The following is a 16,815-nucleotide window of genomic DNA, read 5'->3' on the forward strand; positions in this document are numbered from 1 at the left end:
AAGAAGCGGAGCACACGATGTTCGAAGCGAGTGACATCCGGGAGTGGCGCGGCCACGAGGTGGTCGACTCCGCCGGGCACAAGATCGGCACCTTGGAGTCGGTGTACGTCGACACGGCCACCGACCAGGCGGTCTTCGCCACCCTCACCGTGGGCCTGCCGACCCGTCGGCGCCTGACGTTCGTACCCCTGGCCGGAGCAACGGTGGGGCCCGGCTACGTGAAGGTGGCCTACACCAAGAACGCGGTCAAGGGCGCCCCCTCCATGGGCACCGACGATGTTCTGGCGGCCGAGGACGAGCCGGCGCTCTTCGCCCACTACGAACTGCCCTACCAGCCGGGAACGGGCGGCGAGCGGCGCCTGGCCCGCCGCTGAGGACCGGCACCCCACAGGAGGCCGAGATGGCGCTGTTCCTGCTTCTGCTCCTCGTGGCGGTCGTGCTCGGTTTCATCGGGGCACTCGCCGAGGGGCTGTTCTACCTGCTGATCATCGGCGCGGTCGTCTTGATCGCCGACCTCGTGATCGTCGGCTACCGGCTCCGCCGTCGCCGCGGGCACCGGCTCCGGTAGTTCCCGGCAACCGCACGCCGGGCGCTTCCCCGTCCGGCGGCTTGGCGTGCGCGCTCGTCGACGCCCCAGGGGGAGGTCTCGACGGCCTCGGCATGTCGGTCGACCAGGGCGCGCGGCCTCTGAACGGCGACGCCCTGCCCGTCAAGTCCCGAATCTCCGGGTCGTGACCGCGGTCCTCCGCGTGAGGCCCCATGGAGTCACGGACAACGGCACGCAGCGCGGACGAACCGCACGCCCGATCCGGACCACGCCCCCGAATCCCGTTAGGACCCTCTCCCCCATGGCCAGCACTCGAACCCGACGCCTCGCCCCCCTCATGATCGCCCCCCTGCTCGCCGCAGGAGCGATCTCCCTCACCACCACCGCCCACGCCGCACCGACCACCACCACCGGCGTCACCACCGAGGACAAGCCCCGTCCCGCCACCAACATCCTTACGGGCCTCGTCAAGGCGGGGGCACTCAGCAAGATCAACCCGAACAACACCGCCGCCGGCGGCGACACCACGCCTCCCGCCAGCAGCAACATCTTCAAGATCATCAAGCGGATCGACATCCCCAAGGGCTCCGGCCCCATCATGACCGACGGCTCCCACTGAGGCGGGGCGGCAACGTACCGCCCGGCCCCGGCAAGCGGCAGTGCACGGAGCAGTGGCGGCGCGCCCGGGCGAGCGCGACGGTCCGCGCTCCCCAAAGCACCGGCAGACCACCGCGCCGAACGGCCGGCCCGAACACCAGCGGCAGCTGCCGCCCGTGCGGGCCGGCCGTCGCCGTCAGGTGACCGCTCCTAGTGCTGTGACCGGAAAGGTCCACCGGGTCTCGCCGCCCGGCACGGCACCTCGCTGCGTTGTCGGACCGCGCAAGTACGTCCAGTACGAGCCGCGGGCCTCCGCCTTGCGATGCACCGCATCGGACAACGCGACCCGGCAAACCTTCCCGGCCACAGCACCAGGCGCGGGCCGCGCTCCCCCGGTGGGTCCCTGACGCGGCCTTGACGGCGATCACCGAGTCCTGACGGAGCGCTGACGGCCAGGCCCGTCGGTGTCGGGTCGACACGGACACCTTCCTGTACGCTCGGTTACGTTCGCTGACCAGTTGTGACCATCGGAGATGCAGATGCGGATGCTGATCAACAGTGCCGAGACCGTCGTCGCCGACGCGCTGCGCGGGCTGGCCGCCGCGCATCCGGAGCTGGAGGTCGACGTCGTGCAGCGCACCGTCGTACGCAGGGACGCGCGGGCCGGCGGACGCGTCGGGCTGGTGTCCGGCGGCGGCTCGGGGCACGAGCCGCTGCACGCCGGGTTCGTGGGACCGGGGATGCTCTCGGCGGCGTGCCCCGGCGAGGTGTTCACCTCCCCCGTGCCCGACCAGATGCTGCGGGCCGCGAAGGCCGTGGACGGGGGCGCGGGCGTGCTGTTCGTCGTCAAGAACTACACCGGCGACGTGCTGAACTTCGAGATGGCCGCCGAGCTCGCCCAGGAGGACGGCGTACGGATCGAGAGCGTCCTGGTCAACGACGACGTGGCCGTCACCGACAGCCTCTACACGGCGGGGCGGCGCGGCACGGGTGCCACCCTCTTCGTCGAGAAGATCGCCGGGGCGGCCGCCGAGGCGGGTGCGCCGTTGGAGGAGGTCGCGGCGCTCGCCCGGAAGGTGAACGAGTCCTCGCGCAGCTTCGGTGTGGCGCTGAGCGCGTGCACGACGCCCGCGAAGGGCAGCCCCACCTTCAACCTCCCCGAAGGGGAACTGGAGTTGGGCATCGGCATCCACGGCGAGCCGGGCCGCGAGCGGCGGCCGATGATGACGGCGCGGGAGATCGCGGAGTTCGCGGTCGGCGCCGTACTGGACGACATGGCGGGTGTGGGCCCCACCGACGGCCCGGTCCTCGCGCTGGTCAACGGCATGGGGGCGACCCCGCTGCTGGAGCTGTACGGCTTCCACGCGGAGGTGGCCGGGGTACTGGAACAGCGGGGGGTGCCGGTGGCGCGTGCGCTCGTCGGGAACTACGTCACCTCGCTCGACATGGCCGGCTGCTCGGTGACCCTGTGCCGCGCGGACGAGGAACTGCTGCGGCTGTGGGACGCGCCCGTGCAGACCGCCGCGCTGCGCTGGGGCCGCTGAGGCACGCTGACCGTAAGGTGGCCGGCGTAGGGGCCGGCTGCTGCCGAGGCCCGGCCGGTGAGGCGAGGAGACCGACGTGCGGGACACAGACTTCTTCCGGCGCTGGATGGCGGCCGCCGCAACCGTGGTGGAGCGCGAGGCGGACCGGCTGACCGAGCTCGACTCCCCCATCGGGGACGCCGACCACGGGAGCAACCTGATGCGCGGCTTCACGGCCGTACGGGCGGCACTGGAGGCGGAGCCTCCGGCGAGCCCGGGAGCGGTGCTGCAGCTGGCGGGGCGGACGCTGATCGCGACGGTCGGCGGGGCGTCGGGCCCGCTGTACGGGACGCTGCTGCGGCGGGCAGGCAAGGAGCTCGGCGATGCCGCCGAGGTCTCCGACGACGACGTGCGCAAGGCCCTGTACGCGGGGGTGGGTGCGGTGGCCCAGCTGGGCGGCGCGGCGCCGGGCGACAAGACGATGCTGGACGCGCTGGTGCCGGGGGTGGCGGCGCTGGGCACCTCGTACCGGGCTGCCGCGGAGGCGGCGGACAACGGCGCGCAGGCCACGGTTCCGATGCTCGCCCGCAAGGGGCGGGCCAGCTACCTCGGGGAGCGGAGCATCGGGCACCAGGACCCGGGGGCCACGTCGTCCGCGCTGCTGCTGGCCGCGCTCGCGGAGGTGGCGGGATGAGCGAGCCGATGGTCGGGATCGTGCTGGTGTCGCACAGCGCGGGCGTCGCGCAGTCGGTGGCGGAGCTGGCGCGGGGCCTGTCGGCGGGCGGCCCGGTCGCGTTGATCGCACCGGCGGGCGGCACCGCGGAGGGCAGGCTGGGTACGAGCGCGGAGCGGGTCACCGAGGCCGCGCGGGCGGTGGACCAGGGGGCGGGGGTGCTGCTGCTGGCGGACCTGGGGAGCGCGGTGCTGACCGTGAAGGCGCTGCTGGTGGAGGACGAACTCCCGCCGGGGGCCCGGCTGGTGGACGCGCCGTTCGTGGAGGGCGCCGTGGCGGCAGCGGTCACGGCCTCCACGGGAGCCCCGCTGTCGGCCGTGGCCGAGGCCGCCGAGGAGGCCTACACCTACCGCAAGCTCTGATCGCGCGGCCGCCGTGGCCGCGCGGTCGGAGAGGGTCAGCGGCCTCGCAGGGATTCGATTTCGCGGCGATCGCGCTTGGTCGGGCGGCCCGTACCGCGGTCGCGGATGCCGACCACCGCGGCCTCCACCGGAGTGGGCGGCGGCGGGCTGTTGTCCACGTAGCACTCCACCGCCACCGGAGCACCCACCCGCTTCGTCACGGGCTTGCGGACCACCACGATGCGCTCGCGCCCCGCGTGGAACAGCCGTACCTCGTCGCCCGCCCGGACCTGCTGCGCGGGTTTGGCCCGCTCCCCGTTGACCTTCACGTGTCCCGCCCGGCAGGCCGTCGCCGCGACCGACCGGGTCTTCGTCAGGCGGACCGACCAGATCCAGGCGTCCACCCGCGCCGTACCGGATTCCACTTCCTCAGCCATGGCCCCGACTCTAGCGATCCGGTCCCCAGTCGACCGAACGACTTTCGGCAGAACCGCCAAGGCCTTTGGCATCTGCCATGTATCTCATCCCAAAAGAATTGCAAATGCGCGACACCTGCCCCTACCTTGTCGCACATGCAGTCCTACACCATCGGACAGGCGGCGCGCCTGCTGGGCGTCAGCCCCGACACCGCCCGCCGCTGGGCCGACGCCGGGCGGGTCGCGACCCACCGCGACGATGCCGGGCGACGCCTGATCGACGGCCGGGACCTGGCCGCCTTCTCCGTGGAGGTGGGCCAGGGCGCCTACGACGACGAGGAGCCGTACACCTCGGCGCGCAACGCCTTCCCCGGCATCGTCACCGCCGTCGAGCTCGGCGACGTGGCGGCCCAGGTCGAGATCCAGGCGGGTCCGCACCGGCTGGTCTCCCTGCTCACCCGTGAGGCCGTCGAGGAACTGGGACTGGAAGTCGGCATGCAGGCCACCGCCCGCGTGAAGTCGACCAGCGTGCACATCGACCGCACCTGACCGTCCCGCACCCACCACGCGTCCCCACCCGCTCGGCCCGTCACCGGCGCGGGTCACCGTCGCGCGGATCCGGCCCGAGAGGCCGGCCGCCGACCCGAACCGAGGAGCTTGCGCTCATGTCCCCGCTCCAGAGCCGCCGCCGTGCCGCGGCCGCCACGCTGACCGCCGCCCTGCTCGTACCGGCCCTGGCCGCCTGCGGCAGCGACGACACGAAGGCGGACGCCGCCGCACCCTCGGATTCCGCCTCCGCCGGGACCAAGGCCGCGAACCTCACCGTCCTCGCCGCCTCCTCCCTCACCGACGTCTTCAAGACCGCGGGCACCGCGTACGAGAAGGCGCACCCCGGCACGAAGATCACGTTCTCCTTCGCCGGTTCGCAGGAGCTCGCCGCCCAGGTCAAGCAGGGCGCCCCGGCCGACGCGCTGGTCACCGCCGACACCAAGACGATGGACGGCCTCGGGGCCGAGACCAACGGCTCCTCCATCGTCGCCAAGAACCGCCTGGTCATCGCCACGGCCAAGGGCAACCCCTTCAAGGTCGCCGGCCTCAAGGACCTCGCCGACACCAAGCTCAAGGTGGTCCTCGCAGCGCCGGAGGTCCCCGTCGGCCGCTACGGCAAGCAGATCCTCGACGCCCAGAAGATCGAGGTGGAGCCGGTCTCCCAGGAGCCGAACGTGCGCGCCGTGCTGAGCAAGGTCGAGCTCGGCGAGGCCGACGCGGGCCTCGTCTACAAGACCGACTCCGCCAAGGCCGCGCACAAGGTCGCGACCGTGGAGATCCCGGACGACCAGAACGCGGTGGCCTCCTACCCGGCGGCCACGCTCAAGCAGTCCAAGAACGCCGAGGCCGCGGCCGCGTTCGTGGCCTGGCTGAGCGCCCCGGAGGCCCAGAAGATCCTCCAGGACGCGGGCTTCCAGAAGCCGTAACCGGCGCCGGTCCATGGAACGAGAGGGGCTGCCCGGTCCGCTGGGGGACGGGCGGCCCCTGTCGGCTTCCTCCTCGTACGCTTCAGCCAGGAACCCCGATGAGCAGACTCCGTACCCGCACCCGTACGCCCGTGGCGCTGGCGCTCCCCGCGCTGCTCGCCGTCGCGTTCCTGCTGCTTCCCCTGATCGGCATCCTCACCCGCACCACTTGGGGTGAGCTCGGCGCGCACCTGACCAGGCCCGGCGTGGTGGAGGCCCTGCGGCTGTCGCTGCTGGTGTCCTTCTGGGCCCTCGGGCTGTCGCTGCTGCTCGGTGTGCCGCTCGCCTGGCTGCTGGCCCGCGTCGAGTTCAAGGGCAAGGCGTTCGTCCGCTCGCTGGTGCTGCTGCCGATGGTGCTGCCGCCGACCGTGGGGGGCGTGGCGCTCCTGCTCGGTTTCGGCCGGCGCGGGCTGCTCGGGCCCTGGCTGGAGGACTCCTTCGGCATCACCCTGCCCTTCCACACCTCCGGTGCCGTCGTCGCGGCCACGTTCGTCGCCATGCCCTTCCTCGTCATCAGCCTGGAGGGCGCGCTCGGCGGGCTCAGGCAGAGCTACGAGGAGACCGCCGCCTCCCTCGGCGCCCCACCGGTACGGGTGTTCTTCACCGTGACACTGCCCATGGTGGCGCCCGGCCTGGTCGCCGGGGCCGCGCTCACCTGGGCCCGCGCGCTCGGGGAGTTCGGCGCGACCATCACGTTCGCCGGCAACCTGCCCGGCACCACCCAGACCCTGCCGCTCCAGGTGTACCTGCTGCTCCAGGACGAACCGGAGGCCGCCACCTCCGTGTCGCTGCTGCTGCTCGCGATCGCCATGGGCGTACTCATCGCGCTGCGCGGGCGCTGGACCGCGACCGGCGCCCCCGCCACCCGCACGGCCGCCGAGACGCGCCGCGGCCCCGGCGGGGCGCCCGCCGCGTCCCCCGAACACCCGGAGTCCCCCGCGGACGCCCGCTTTCCCGCGGCGGCGCAGGCCGTGGCCGCCGCGGGCCCGCCCCCCGCCCGGCACGACGGCGGCCGATGGCCCCTGAACGCCGAGGTCACCGGTTTCAACCAGCTCAGCCTGGCCGCGGCGCCGGGCACCACCATCGCGGTCGTCGGCGAGAACGGCGCGGGCAAGACCACCCTGCTGCGCGCCCTGCTCGGCCTGACCCCCCGCGCCCACGCCGTGCTCCGCCTCGGCGACACCGACGTCACCGAGCTGCCCCCGCACCGGCGCCACGTCGCCTGGGTCCCACAGGACGGGGCGCTGTTCCCGCACCTGACCGCCCTGGCCAACACCGCGTACGGGCTGCGGGCCCGCCGGGTGCCGCGCGCCGAGGCCCGCCGCGAGGCGCAGCTGTGGCTGGACCGGCTCGGGGTCGGCCACCTCGCCGCACGCAAGCCCGCCCAGCTGTCCGGCGGGCAGGCCCAGCGGGTGGCGCTCGCCCGGGCGCTCGCCGCCCGGCCGCGGCTGCTGCTGCTCGACGAGCCGCTCGCCGCCCTCGACCAGACCACCCGGGCCCGCGTACGGCACACCCTGCGCACCCACCTGGCGGGCTTCGGCGGGGTCTGCCTCGTCGTCACGCACGATCCGGTCGAGGCCGTGTCCCTGGCCGACCGGGTGCTCGTGCTCTCCGACGGGCGGGCCTTGCAGGACGCCCCGCCCGCGGAGGTCAGCCGCCATCCGCGCTCCCCGTGGGTGGCCCGGATGCTGGGCCGCAACGCCTGGCCCGGTACCGCTTCGGAAGGCGGGCTGGTGCTGGCCTCCGGGGGGAGGCTCGTGGTGGCCGAGGCGCTCCCCGAAGGGACCGAGGCGCTCGCGATCATCGCTCCCGAGGCGGTGTCCCTGCACCGCGACCGCCCGGCGGGCAGTCCCCGCAACGTCTGGCCGGGTGCGGTACGGGAGATAACCGCGGTCGGCAGCAGGCTGCGGGTACTGGTGGGCTCTCCCCAGGCGCCCGACCTCGTCGCGGAGATCACCCCGGAGGCCGCCGCCGAGCTGGGCCTGGCCGACGGCGCGAAGGTGTGGACCAGCGTGAAGGCCACCGAGGTCACGCTCGTACGGCTGTAGCGATTCCCATTTGGCCACTTGGCGGCGGGCTGACATGGTTCGACCAGGCCCGCCGCAGGTCAGCGGGCCGCAGATCCGTGTCAGCCGTTCCCGGGGGGTAGTCCACATGGCCTTCGCCGCACCACCGAACCAGCCCGCACCCGTACCGCAGCCGCAGCCGCAGCCGCAGCCGGGGCAGGCTCAGCCGCAGACTCAGCAGACGGCGTACCCCGGCTGGTCGTCCCACGAACTGCGCCCCACCGCAGACGTGCTGCGGCCGCCGCAGGCACTGGCCCTCGCGCTGATCCTGCTGCTCGCCCTGGCGGCGCTCGTCAACCTGTTCTCCGCCGGCGTCAGCGCCCATCTCGTCTCCCTCATGGGGGACAAGGCCGCGCGCCCCGCCGCCGTGGCCGACAGCACCTTGGACCTCTCGGACGTCCTGGCCTCCGTCGCAGGCGTCCTCCAGACGCTGAGCCTGCTCGCCACCATGGTCGTCTTCCTCGTCTGGTTCCACCGGGTGCGCGTGAACGGCGAGATCCTGCGCCCCGATGCGTTCACCAGGACCCGGGGCTGGGCCATCGGCGGCTGGTTCATCCCCGTCGGCAACCTGTTCATCCCGTTCCGGATCGCGAAGGAGATCTGGGCGGCCAGCACCCAGCTCGGACCGGACGGCTCCTACCGCCACGTCTCCACCGCGCCCGTCACCGCCTGGTGGACGGCGTGGGTGGCCTCGCTGTTCGCCGACCGCGTGTTCGACCAGATGTTCAAACGGGCCGAGACCGCCGCATCGCTGCGCGACGCCTGGGCCGTGGGCCTCGTCTGCGACCTGCTCACGGTCGCTGCGGCCGTCCTCGCCGCCCTCTTCGTCCGCAAGCTGACGTCGCTGCAGCACACCAAGGCGGTGCAGGGCCCGTACGCACAGGCCTGAGCCCCTCCCCTGAGCCCCTTCACCGGGCGGCCCGGGCCGGCGCGGCCGCCTCCCGGGCCGCCGGGCCGGGGACGGCGAACTCGCACCACACGCACTTCCCGCCGCCGCGGGGCTCCACGCCCCACTCCTCCGCCAGCTGCTCCACCAGCAGCAGGCCCCGCCCCGAGAGCGACCAGTCGTCCGCCTCGCGACGGTGCGGCAGGGCACTGCTGGAATCCTCCACCTCGATGCGGAGCCGGCCCTCCGCGGTCATCCGCATGCTGACGTGGCCACCGCCCTCGGTGTGCACGAGGGCGTTGGTCATCAGCTCGTCCGCCGCCAGTTCGATCTCGTCGGCCTGTTCCCGCGCGCCCCAGGCGGCCACCGCCGCCCGGATCAAGTGGCGGGCCGTCGTGGGGCCGTGCGGGTCGCCAGGAGCGAGCCGCAGGCGCAGCGGGCCGCCGCCGCGCGGGGCGGGGGTGCCGCGGCGGCGGAGCAGGAGCAGGGCCATGTCGTCGCCCCCGCCCACGTCCCCGATCAGGTCGCACAGGACGTCGGCGAGTTCCTCGACGTCGACCGGCCCGCCGCAGACGGCTTCCATCAGCTCCCGCATGCCGGTCTCGGAGTCGCCCCGGGGCCGCTCGATCAGCCCGTCCGTGCAGAGCAGCAGGGTGTCGCCGGGATGCAGTTCGATGCTGGTGACGGGGTAGCCGGCGCCCGGGTGTTCGCGCTGGGGCAGCCCGAGGGGCAGCCCGCCGGCGACCTGGAGGCGGTGACAGCTGCCGTCGCCGCGGCGGACCACCGGGTCGAGGTGGCCGGCCCGGACCATCTGGACCGCGCCGGTGTTCAGGTCGAGCTCCGCGTAGGTGCAGGTGGCGAAGCGGTCCGTCTGCAGGTCGCGCAGGAAGTCGCAGGCCCGCGCCATGGCGGTGCCGGGGGTGTGCCCTTCGGTGACGTAGGCGCGCAGGACGATCCGCAGTTGGCCCATGACGGCGGCGGCGTCCGTGTCGTGCCCCTCGACATCACCGATCATCACCCCGACCCGGCCCTCGCCGAGCGGGACGACGTCGTACCAGTCGCCTCCGATGTCCCGGCCCATGCGTGCGGCCCGGTAGCGTACGGCGATCCGCGCGCCCGGGATCTCCGGGATCCGGCGCGGCAGCATGGCCCGCTGGAGTCCCTCGGCGAGGTCGTGCTCCTGCTCGAAGAGGATCGCGCGCTGGAGGCTCTGGGCGATGCCGCTGCCGAGGGCCATCAGCAGGTTGCGCTCCTCGGCCGTGAAGTCGCCGTCCCGCCGGTAGAGCAGTCCGAGCGCGCCGATGGCCCGGCCCTGGGCGATCAGCGGAAGGTAGACCCCGCTGTGCACGGAGAGCGGTTCGATGTACGGCCACAGCTCCGGGTATCCCTGCTCGAACTCCTCGCGCGAGGCGATGAAGACCGGCTGGAGGGTGCGTACGGCCTCGCTCATCGGCAGCCGGGCGTCGATGCGGGTGTACTCGATCTCCGGGACGTACGAGCCCAGCTGCCCCTCGGCGACGAGGTGGATCCGGCCGCCGTCGACGACGCCGAGCATCACGCTGACCGCGCCGAGGTGGCCGAGGGCCTCGGGGTCCTTGAGGACGTCGGTGACGTCGTTGACGGTGCGGGCATGGGCGAGGATGGCGGTGGTCCGCTCGACGACGCCGGTCATCCTGCGGCGGCCCTCGCTCTGCTCCCCGGCGGCCCCGGGCTCGTCCGGGTCGTGGGCGGCGTCGCGGACGATCCCGATGATCCGGTGCGGGCGCCCGTCCGCATCCCGGAGGATGTGGCCCTGGATGTGGGTCCAGGCCGGGGTGCCGTCCCGGCGCCGGCGCCGGAAGTACGCCCCGTAGTGGCTGCGGCCGTCCTTGAGGGCCTGGGCGACGCGGGTGTCGAGCCGGGCCTCCTCGGCAGGCGGGACGCGGTCGCGCAGCCCTTCCGGGGTGCCGCTGAACTCCTCCGGCAGCAGGTCGAAGACCTCAAGGGCGGTGGGGTCCAGATGCATCTGGCCGCCCTCAAGGTCCCAGTCGAAGGTGCCCATGCGGTTGAGCGCGAGGCTCGTGTCGGGCCGCGCGGGCCACTGGACCTCTGGGCTCACTCCCCGTTCGGCCATGCAGCCAGGGTCTCACCGATCGGCGCCGCGCGCGGCGGTGGCAGGCGGCGGGGGTGCGTACGGCGGAGAGGACGGCGGGGACTCGGGCGGGGACTCGGGCGGAGACGACGGCGGGGACGGGGACGGCGGCGCGGGCGGGGGTGGGGGCGGCGGGGACGACGGCGGGGATGCCGCCGGCGGAGCGGTTTCCGAGCCCGTGTCCGTGTCCGTGTCCGTGTCCGCGGGAGGCCGGGCCGGTGCCTGGATGGGCTGGTCGGGCTTCTGCTGGCCGGGTTCGCGTGCGTACCAGCGTCCGCTGGTGTGGTCATAGATCGTGATCTTGGTCATGGCCTTGACCGTCGGCTGGATCACCACGATGTTCTGCGGCCGGTACATCGCCCATGATTCGCCCCGCCGCCTGTAACCGGGCTTCAGCGCCTTCGGTTCGCCCAGCGGGTTGCCGCAGGCGCAGCGCACCCGGGGGACCCCGTGGTTGTCCACCATCACGGCCGTCCCCGCCTGGAGCACGGCCTGGTACGAAGTGGGGCTGCCGTTCCGGTAGCCGTGGTTGGTGACGCGGGTGTCCTGGCGGAGCGTGACGGAGGTCAGGGACCGCAGATACTCCGGCACCGCCGTTGCCTGGATGCCCAGCGCCTCGGCGAACGCCCGGTTGGCGTCCGGCCGGGCGGACAGGAACCGCGCCTGCTCCTCGCTGTCGCAGCCGGCGATGTCCGCGGTGCCGCCGTACAGGGTGGGGGACGAACCGGGGACGGCCTGGGTCGTGATGGTGCCGGTCGCGGGGGCCGGCGGCAGGCTGGAGGGCGCGGGCGGCGGACCGGGGGGCTGATTGGCGGTGGACTCGGTGAAGGGGTCCTGGCCCTGGGCTGCGGCCGGCTGGAGGAACACCTCCCCGCCCGCGGTCGTGCCGGAGGGTCGGGTGAGCACCATGGCGAGCACGACGGCGGCGGCCAGTGCCGTCACGGCGGTGGCCACCCGGGGTACGGAGCGCCACCACCTCCTGGCGGGCCGACCGGGCGGCCCCGAGGGCATCGACGGCCCGCTGCCGGGTCCTCCGGGGCCTTGCGGAGGCGGGCCCTCGGGAGGCGGGCCCGTGGGTGGCGGGCCCTGCGGAGGCGGAGCTGGAGAAGGCGGCCCTTGGGGAGGCGGGGGCGGGGTCCCTGACGGGCGGCCGGAGAGCGGCCCGGCGGGCGGTCCGGTGGGGCGCCCCGACGACGGTGTCCCGGGTGGCTGCGTGGTCACCGGCGCTCCTGTTCCGCTTCCGCTGTCCGCGTTCCCTCCATGTCTAGTAAGTCTTGGCCTCTCCCGGGACGAATGCCGGTCCCGGTCACTCTCGCGGGCCATGGTGTGCGCCCGTCCGGCGGTGCCTGCCCCGCGGCTACCGGTCCAGGGGGCGGAACACCGGCTGGGCCCAGCGCGGGGGCGGCGGGGCGGGACCCGGATCCGCCGTGGAGGTACGGCTCGGCGGGCGGCCGGTGTTCGCCCCGGCCCCGGCGCCCGCCCCGGCCTGGGCACCCGCCCGCCGCAGCGCGCCGGTGAACTCCAGGCAGCTGCTCCACCGGTCCTCCGGCGACTTCGCCAGCGCCTTGGCCAGTACGGCGTCCACCGCCTCCGGCAGATCGGGCCGGTGCGAGGTCAGCGGGGGCGGCGGGTCGTACTGGTGGGCCCACAGCAGCGCCATGTCGTCGTCGCGCTGGAACGGCGGGCCCCCGGCCAGGGTCTCGTACACGACACAGCCCAGGCTGTAGACGTCGCAGCGGCCGTCGACCGGCTTCCCCGCGATCTGTTCCGGAGCCACGTAGTCCAGGGTGCCCACGAACTGGCCCACGCTCGTGAAACCCGTCAGCGACAGGGACTTCTTCGTCAGCCCGAAGTCCGTGAGGTACACGTGCTCGGGGTGGTCGATGTCCGTGCCCTCCGCGACCAAAATGTTGCCCGGCTTGACGTCCCGGTGCACCAGGTCGTGGGCGTGCGCCGCGTCGAGCGCCGAGGCAACCTGTCCCGCGATCCGGGCCGCCGAGTCCACCGGCAGCGGGCCGGTGCGGTCCAGCAGGGCCCGCAGGTCCTGCCCGGCGACGTACCGCATCGCGATGTAGAGCAGCCCCTCCGTCTCCCCCGCCTCGAAGACCGGCACGATGTGCGGGTGGTCGATGGCCGCCGCCACCCGCGACTCGTGGGCGAAACGCTGCCGGAAGGTGTCGTTGCGGGCGAGCTCCGGCGCCAGCAGCTTCAGCGCCACGGTCCGGTCCAGCCGCAGGTCCCGCGCGCGGTAGACGACCGCCATTCCGCCGCGCCCGATCTCGCACTCCATCAGGTATCCGGCGACCTGCTTCCCGCTGAGGTCGGTCGGACGGCCGCCCAGGGACTCCGAGGACATCAGCCCTCCCTGGCTTCGGGCGGCATGACGACCCGGGTCGGCTCACGGTCGTCCGCCTGGGCGGCCCGGCCCGGCCCGCCGGTGGCGGCCCGGGGTTCCGGTTCCGCCGCCGAGGGCTGCTCGGAGCCGCCGGGTCCCGTGACCACGGCGTAGGTCACCAGGTGGCCGCCGTCCCCGTACATCCACCGGCCGGTGGACTCGTCGTAGAGCCATACGGACTCCCCGTCGATCACCACTCCGGCCCGCAGCCCACGGGTGCCGTCGCGGAACCTGCCGGGGTCCACGAGTCCCGAGGCGAGCTCTTCCGCGGCCTGCCGGTAGCGGGCCAGGACGTCGGTGCTGCGGGCGAGCAGCGGGCGCGGGTCCTCGGCGCGGGTCGGCTGCCCTCCGCCGGCGGGCGGCGGCTGCGGTACGGAGACCAGCAGGCGGCCGTCCACCCAGGCGGACCACCCGTTGGAGCACAGGATCTCCGCCCACGCGCCTTGCCGGGACAGCAGCTGGACGGGCAGGAAGGGATCGAGGGGCGCGGTGGGCCGGGACACGTCGGGCGCCTCCCACGCGGGCAGTCCCTCCTGCGGGACCACGTGCGTGGGGTGGAAGTCGGTGCCGGACTCCGTGGGACTGGTCATCGCGTCCACTTCCGCCGTTTCCGCTGTTTCCGCTGTTTCCGCTGGGTCTGCATGATCGCGGGCTGGTGGCGGCGCAGCAGCCGCACGGTCGGCACACCGGGGCGCCGGACCATGGGCAAATTTTCCCACGATCCGAGCGGACGGGCATAACAGCAGGTCAGAGGCGTCTTATGGGGAATGACAACGGTCCCCGTTGCAGCCTTTGCCCATTGCGTCGCGGTGCGCTTCACTTCACGCGTCGGAACCGGACAAGCGGGGGAAGCGATGGCTGTGTACGAGCACGATCACGATCACGACGACAGCCAGGGCCCCGGCCGGGGCCACGGGCACGACCACGGCCACGGCCACGGCGGTCACGGCCACGGGGTTGCCGCGGACGCGGACCGCCGCTGGCTGGCGATCGCGCTCGGCCTGATCGGCGCCTTCATGGCGGTCGAGGTGACCATCGGCATCCTGGCCCACTCCCTGGCCCTGATTTCCGACGCCGCCCACATGCTCACCGACGCCGTTTCGATCGTCCTGGCACTGATCGCCATGCGGCTCGCGGCCCGGCCCGCGCGCGGCGGCTTCACGTACGGCCTCAAGCGCGCGGAGATACTCTCCGCGCAGGCCAACGGGCTCACCCTGCTCCTGCTGGCGGTCTGGCTGGCCTACGAGGCGGTCCGGCGGCTGGTCGAGCCGCCTCCGGTGGCGGGCGGGCCGGTCCTGGTGACCGCTCTCGCGGGCATCGTCGTCAACGTGGCCGCGGCCTGGTGCATCTCCAGGGCCAACCGCTCCTCCCTCGCCGTCGAGGGTGCCTACCAGCACATCCTCAACGACCTGTTCGCCTTCATCGGCACCGCCGTGGCCGGCCTGATCGTGCTCACCACCGGTTTCGTCCAGGCCGATGCCATCGCCACGCTCGTGGTGGTCGCCTTGATGGTCAAGGCGGGATACGGGCTGGTCCGCGAGTCCGGCCGGATCTTCCTGGAGGCCTCCCCGGCCCACCTGGACCCGGACGCGGTGGGCGACCGGCTCGTCGGGCACCCACCCGTCACCGAGGTCCACGACCTGCACATCTGGACCATCACCTCCGGGCAGGCGGCGCTGTCGGCGCACGTGCTGGTCGAGCCGGCCGGGGACTGCCACGCCGTACGCCGCGACCTGGAGCGGCTGCTGGCCAAGGAGTACGGGATCACGCACACCACCCTCCAGGTGGACCACGAGCAGGAGGCACTGCTCACCGTCGGCCGCCCGGGCGACGAGGCGGCCGACGACCCGCACTGCGCGGACGCGCACGGCCCGGTCCACCGCCAGGGCCCGCACGCCCACTAGTGCTGTGGCCGGGAAGGTTTGCCGGGTCGCGTTGTCCGGTGCGGTGCATCGCAAGGCGGAGGCCCGCGGCTCGTACTGGACGTACTTGCGCGGTCCGACAACGCAGCGAAGTGCCGTGCCGGGCGGCGCGACCCGGTGGACCTTTCCGGTCACAGCACTAGGTCTGGCCTGGGCCCGCTCGCCCACCAGGGCCGCCGCAACGACGAAGCCGACAGATACAGGACAGTTTCTGCGCATACCGGTCCGACGTCGCAATTGATGTTGAATTCCAGGCGACGCCCGCCTTATGAGGATTTCGGATCTTGGCGTATCGGCCTCCACGTGGAGGTTCACCTCCGGTCTCGGACCGAATGGAACAGCGCACCCGCCCCCCTCCCCCGGTAACCCACCGTCACCGGCCTGCGCTGTCAACATTCCAATCAGCCCCAAAGCGGACTTTCGGGATACCCCCATGATTTGGCTGGCATATACCTAAATCGAAAGAGAGTCTTGCTCAAGGCGGTGGCGGCATCGGAGGCTGACCCTGTTCGGAATCGAGGGGGGAATGATGAGGTCGTCGATGCGGGCCGCAGGCTTGACGCTAAGCAGTCCGCGGGTGCTCGTCGCCTACTTGGCCCTGTCTCTGACCTGGGGGTCGAGCTTCTTTTTCATCAAGATTTCCGTGGAGGGGATGTCCCCGGGGCAGCTCGTCCTCGGGCGACTCGTTCTCGGCGCGCTGACCCTGAATGTGATCCTGCTCGTGACGCGACGCCGCTGGCCCGCCGAGCCGAGGCTCATCGGGCATCTCGCGGTGGTCGCCTTCCTTCTCTGCGTCTTTCCCCTACTGCTTTTCGCCTGGGCGGGCCAGTCGATACCATCCGGCCTTTCGAGCATCTACAACGCGACCACCCCGCTGATGACCATGATGATCGGACTGGCGGTGATTCCTCAGGAGAGGATGAACGCCATGCGGTCCTTCGGCATTCTGGTAGGTGCGTTGGGAATCGCTGTCGTGTTGGCTCCGTGGGACCTCTTCGACGGTCTGGGTGAACTCTCCGGGACGGGGCCCGCACAGTTTGCCTGCCTTGCCGGGACCGCGAGTTACGGACTGGCGTTCACATATTTGCGGCGCAATGTGTCGGGACGTTATCCCTACGATGCGGTGACCATCGCAGCCGTTCAGGTGGCTCTGGCCGCCGGCATGATGCTCGTCGTCTCGCCCTTCTTCGCGGGATCACCCACGCAGCTGAATTCGCGCATCATCCTCAGCGTCCTCGTTCTCGGAATTCTCGCCAGTGGCATCGCTTACATCTGGAACACCTTCATCGTCGAACACTGGGGGGCGACGCCGGCGTCGACCGTGACCTACATCTCTCCCCTGGTAGGAGTGCTCCTCGGCATATTGGCGCTCGGGGAGCACATCACCTGGAACCAGCCCACGGGCGCACTTGTCGTCGTCCTTGGAATCCTGCTCAGTCAGGGCTTGATCGGCACCACCGGACAGAAAGCTCCCGAGGAAGGAGACGACCATGGCGGACAACCGGCAGGACGACAAGGAGCTGGAAACCTTGTTGATCGAAGCGATCGAGGAAGAGACGGGTGACAGCGGTGTCACGCTGGAGACCCGACTCCAGGGCATGGACTCGCTCACCTTCTCCGAGATCCTGATGAATGTGGAAAAGGAGCTGGGTGTCGAGTTCGGACTGGAAGAGGCATTCACCCTCGACCGGGGTGCGACGGTCGCCAGCCTGCTTCAAGCCATGAAGAAAAAGCTGCCGTAAAA

Annotated in this window: 18 protein-coding genes; 13 read left to right on the forward strand and 5 right to left on the reverse strand. The window is 72.5% G+C overall.

What is annotated here, in order from left to right:
• Positions 1 to 17 precede the first annotated feature (17 nt).
• From AC0666_RS23795 to AC0666_RS23820, 6 genes are all read left to right on the forward strand, one after another.
• The gene (locus AC0666_RS23795; RefSeq protein WP_478708259.1) at positions 18 to 374 is read left to right on the forward strand and encodes a PRC-barrel domain-containing protein; all 357 of its coding nucleotides are present in this window, start codon (positions 18 to 20) and stop codon (positions 372 to 374) included.
• Between the two features lie 26 nt (positions 375 to 400).
• Positions 401 to 568, forward strand: a complete 168-nt coding sequence (locus AC0666_RS23800; RefSeq protein WP_468579765.1) for a hypothetical protein — start codon at positions 401 to 403, stop codon at positions 566 to 568.
• Positions 569 to 848: 280 nt separating this feature from the next.
• A complete protein-coding gene (locus AC0666_RS23805; protein WP_468964567.1) occupies positions 849 to 1,166 on the forward strand; it encodes a hypothetical protein in 318 nt (105 codons plus the stop codon).
• A gap of 517 nt (positions 1,167 to 1,683) precedes the next feature.
• Positions 1,684 to 2,688 carry a dihydroxyacetone kinase subunit DhaK gene (dhaK, locus tag AC0666_RS23810; protein WP_468579763.1) on the forward strand — a complete coding sequence of 335 codons (1,005 nt, stop codon included), beginning with the start codon at positions 1,684 to 1,686 and terminating at the stop codon, positions 2,686 to 2,688.
• A gap of 76 nt (positions 2,689 to 2,764) precedes the next feature.
• Positions 2,765 to 3,361 (forward strand): dihydroxyacetone kinase subunit DhaL, encoded by a 597-nt coding sequence (gene dhaL, locus AC0666_RS23815; RefSeq protein ID WP_468964565.1) that lies wholly within the window; start codon positions 2,765 to 2,767, stop codon positions 3,359 to 3,361.
• Positions 3,358 to 3,762, forward strand: coding sequence for a PTS-dependent dihydroxyacetone kinase phosphotransferase subunit DhaM (locus AC0666_RS23820; RefSeq protein WP_468579761.1), 405 nt, complete (start codon positions 3,358 to 3,360; stop codon positions 3,760 to 3,762). Before dhaL ends, AC0666_RS23820 begins: the two co-directional genes overlap by 4 nt.
• 35 nt (positions 3,763 to 3,797) lie before the next feature.
• Here the strand turns inward: AC0666_RS23820 and AC0666_RS23825 are convergent, their stop codons facing one another.
• Positions 3,798 to 4,178, reverse strand: a complete 381-nt coding sequence (locus tag AC0666_RS23825; RefSeq protein WP_468579759.1) for an RNA-binding S4 domain-containing protein — start codon at positions 4,176 to 4,178, stop codon at positions 3,798 to 3,800.
• A 135-nt stretch (positions 4,179 to 4,313) separates the two neighbouring features.
• On the opposite strand from AC0666_RS23825, the gene AC0666_RS23830 reads away from it, so the two are divergent.
• From AC0666_RS23830 to AC0666_RS23845, 4 genes are all read left to right on the forward strand, one after another.
• Positions 4,314 to 4,706 (forward strand): TOBE domain-containing protein, encoded by a 393-nt coding sequence (locus tag AC0666_RS23830; protein WP_468964560.1) that lies wholly within the window; start codon positions 4,314 to 4,316, stop codon positions 4,704 to 4,706.
• 116 nt (positions 4,707 to 4,822) lie between these two features.
• On the forward strand, positions 4,823 to 5,632 hold the full coding sequence (gene modA, locus AC0666_RS23835) for a molybdate ABC transporter substrate-binding protein (RefSeq protein ID WP_468964559.1): 810 nt from the start codon (positions 4,823 to 4,825) through the stop codon (positions 5,630 to 5,632).
• Positions 5,633 to 5,730: 98 nt separating this feature from the next.
• Complete coding sequence (locus AC0666_RS23840) at positions 5,731 to 7,719, forward strand: ABC transporter permease (protein ID WP_468964557.1); 1,989 nt, start codon at positions 5,731 to 5,733, stop codon at positions 7,717 to 7,719.
• 106 nt (positions 7,720 to 7,825) lie between these two features.
• Positions 7,826 to 8,626, forward strand: coding sequence for a DUF4328 domain-containing protein (locus AC0666_RS23845; protein ID WP_478708260.1), 801 nt, complete (start codon positions 7,826 to 7,828; stop codon positions 8,624 to 8,626).
• 19 nt (positions 8,627 to 8,645) lie between these two features.
• Here AC0666_RS23845 and AC0666_RS23850 read toward each other — a convergent pair whose 3' ends face one another.
• The 4 genes from AC0666_RS23850 to AC0666_RS23865 form a co-directional block, all read right to left on the reverse strand.
• Complete coding sequence (locus AC0666_RS23850; RefSeq protein ID WP_468964554.1) at positions 8,646 to 10,736, reverse strand: SpoIIE family protein phosphatase; 2,091 nt, start codon at positions 10,734 to 10,736, stop codon at positions 8,646 to 8,648.
• 12 nt (positions 10,737 to 10,748) lie between these two features.
• A complete protein-coding gene (locus AC0666_RS23855) occupies positions 10,749 to 11,708 on the reverse strand; it encodes a DUF6777 domain-containing protein (RefSeq protein ID WP_468964552.1) in 960 nt (319 codons plus the stop codon).
• 403 nt (positions 11,709 to 12,111) lie between these two features.
• Positions 12,112 to 13,110, reverse strand: coding sequence for a serine/threonine-protein kinase (locus AC0666_RS23860; RefSeq protein WP_468964550.1), 999 nt, complete (start codon positions 13,108 to 13,110; stop codon positions 12,112 to 12,114).
• Positions 13,110 to 13,739: a hypothetical protein gene (locus AC0666_RS23865; RefSeq protein WP_468964548.1), complete on the reverse strand. Its 630-nt coding sequence runs from the start codon at positions 13,737 to 13,739 to the stop codon at positions 13,110 to 13,112. Before AC0666_RS23865 ends, AC0666_RS23860 begins: the two co-directional genes overlap by 1 nt.
• Positions 13,740 to 14,003: 264 nt before the next feature.
• Here AC0666_RS23865 and AC0666_RS23870 point away from each other — a divergent pair, with 264 nt between their 5' ends.
• The 3 genes from AC0666_RS23870 (at position 14,004) to AC0666_RS23880 (ending at position 16,813) form a co-directional block, all read left to right on the forward strand.
• The gene (locus AC0666_RS23870; RefSeq protein ID WP_478708261.1) at positions 14,004 to 15,053 is read left to right on the forward strand and encodes a cation diffusion facilitator family transporter; all 1,050 of its coding nucleotides are present in this window, start codon (positions 14,004 to 14,006) and stop codon (positions 15,051 to 15,053) included.
• 595 nt (positions 15,054 to 15,648) lie between these two features.
• On the forward strand, positions 15,649 to 16,635 hold the full coding sequence (locus AC0666_RS23875) for a DMT family transporter (RefSeq protein ID WP_468964544.1): 987 nt from the start codon (positions 15,649 to 15,651) through the stop codon (positions 16,633 to 16,635).
• Entirely contained in the window at positions 16,562 to 16,813 is a 252-nt protein-coding gene (locus AC0666_RS23880) for an acyl carrier protein (protein ID WP_468964542.1), read from the forward strand. Before AC0666_RS23875 ends, AC0666_RS23880 begins: the two co-directional genes overlap by 74 nt.
• Positions 16,814 to 16,815 lie beyond the last annotated feature (2 nt).

It is taken from the genome of Streptomyces sp. NPDC043680 (assembly GCF_056436685.1).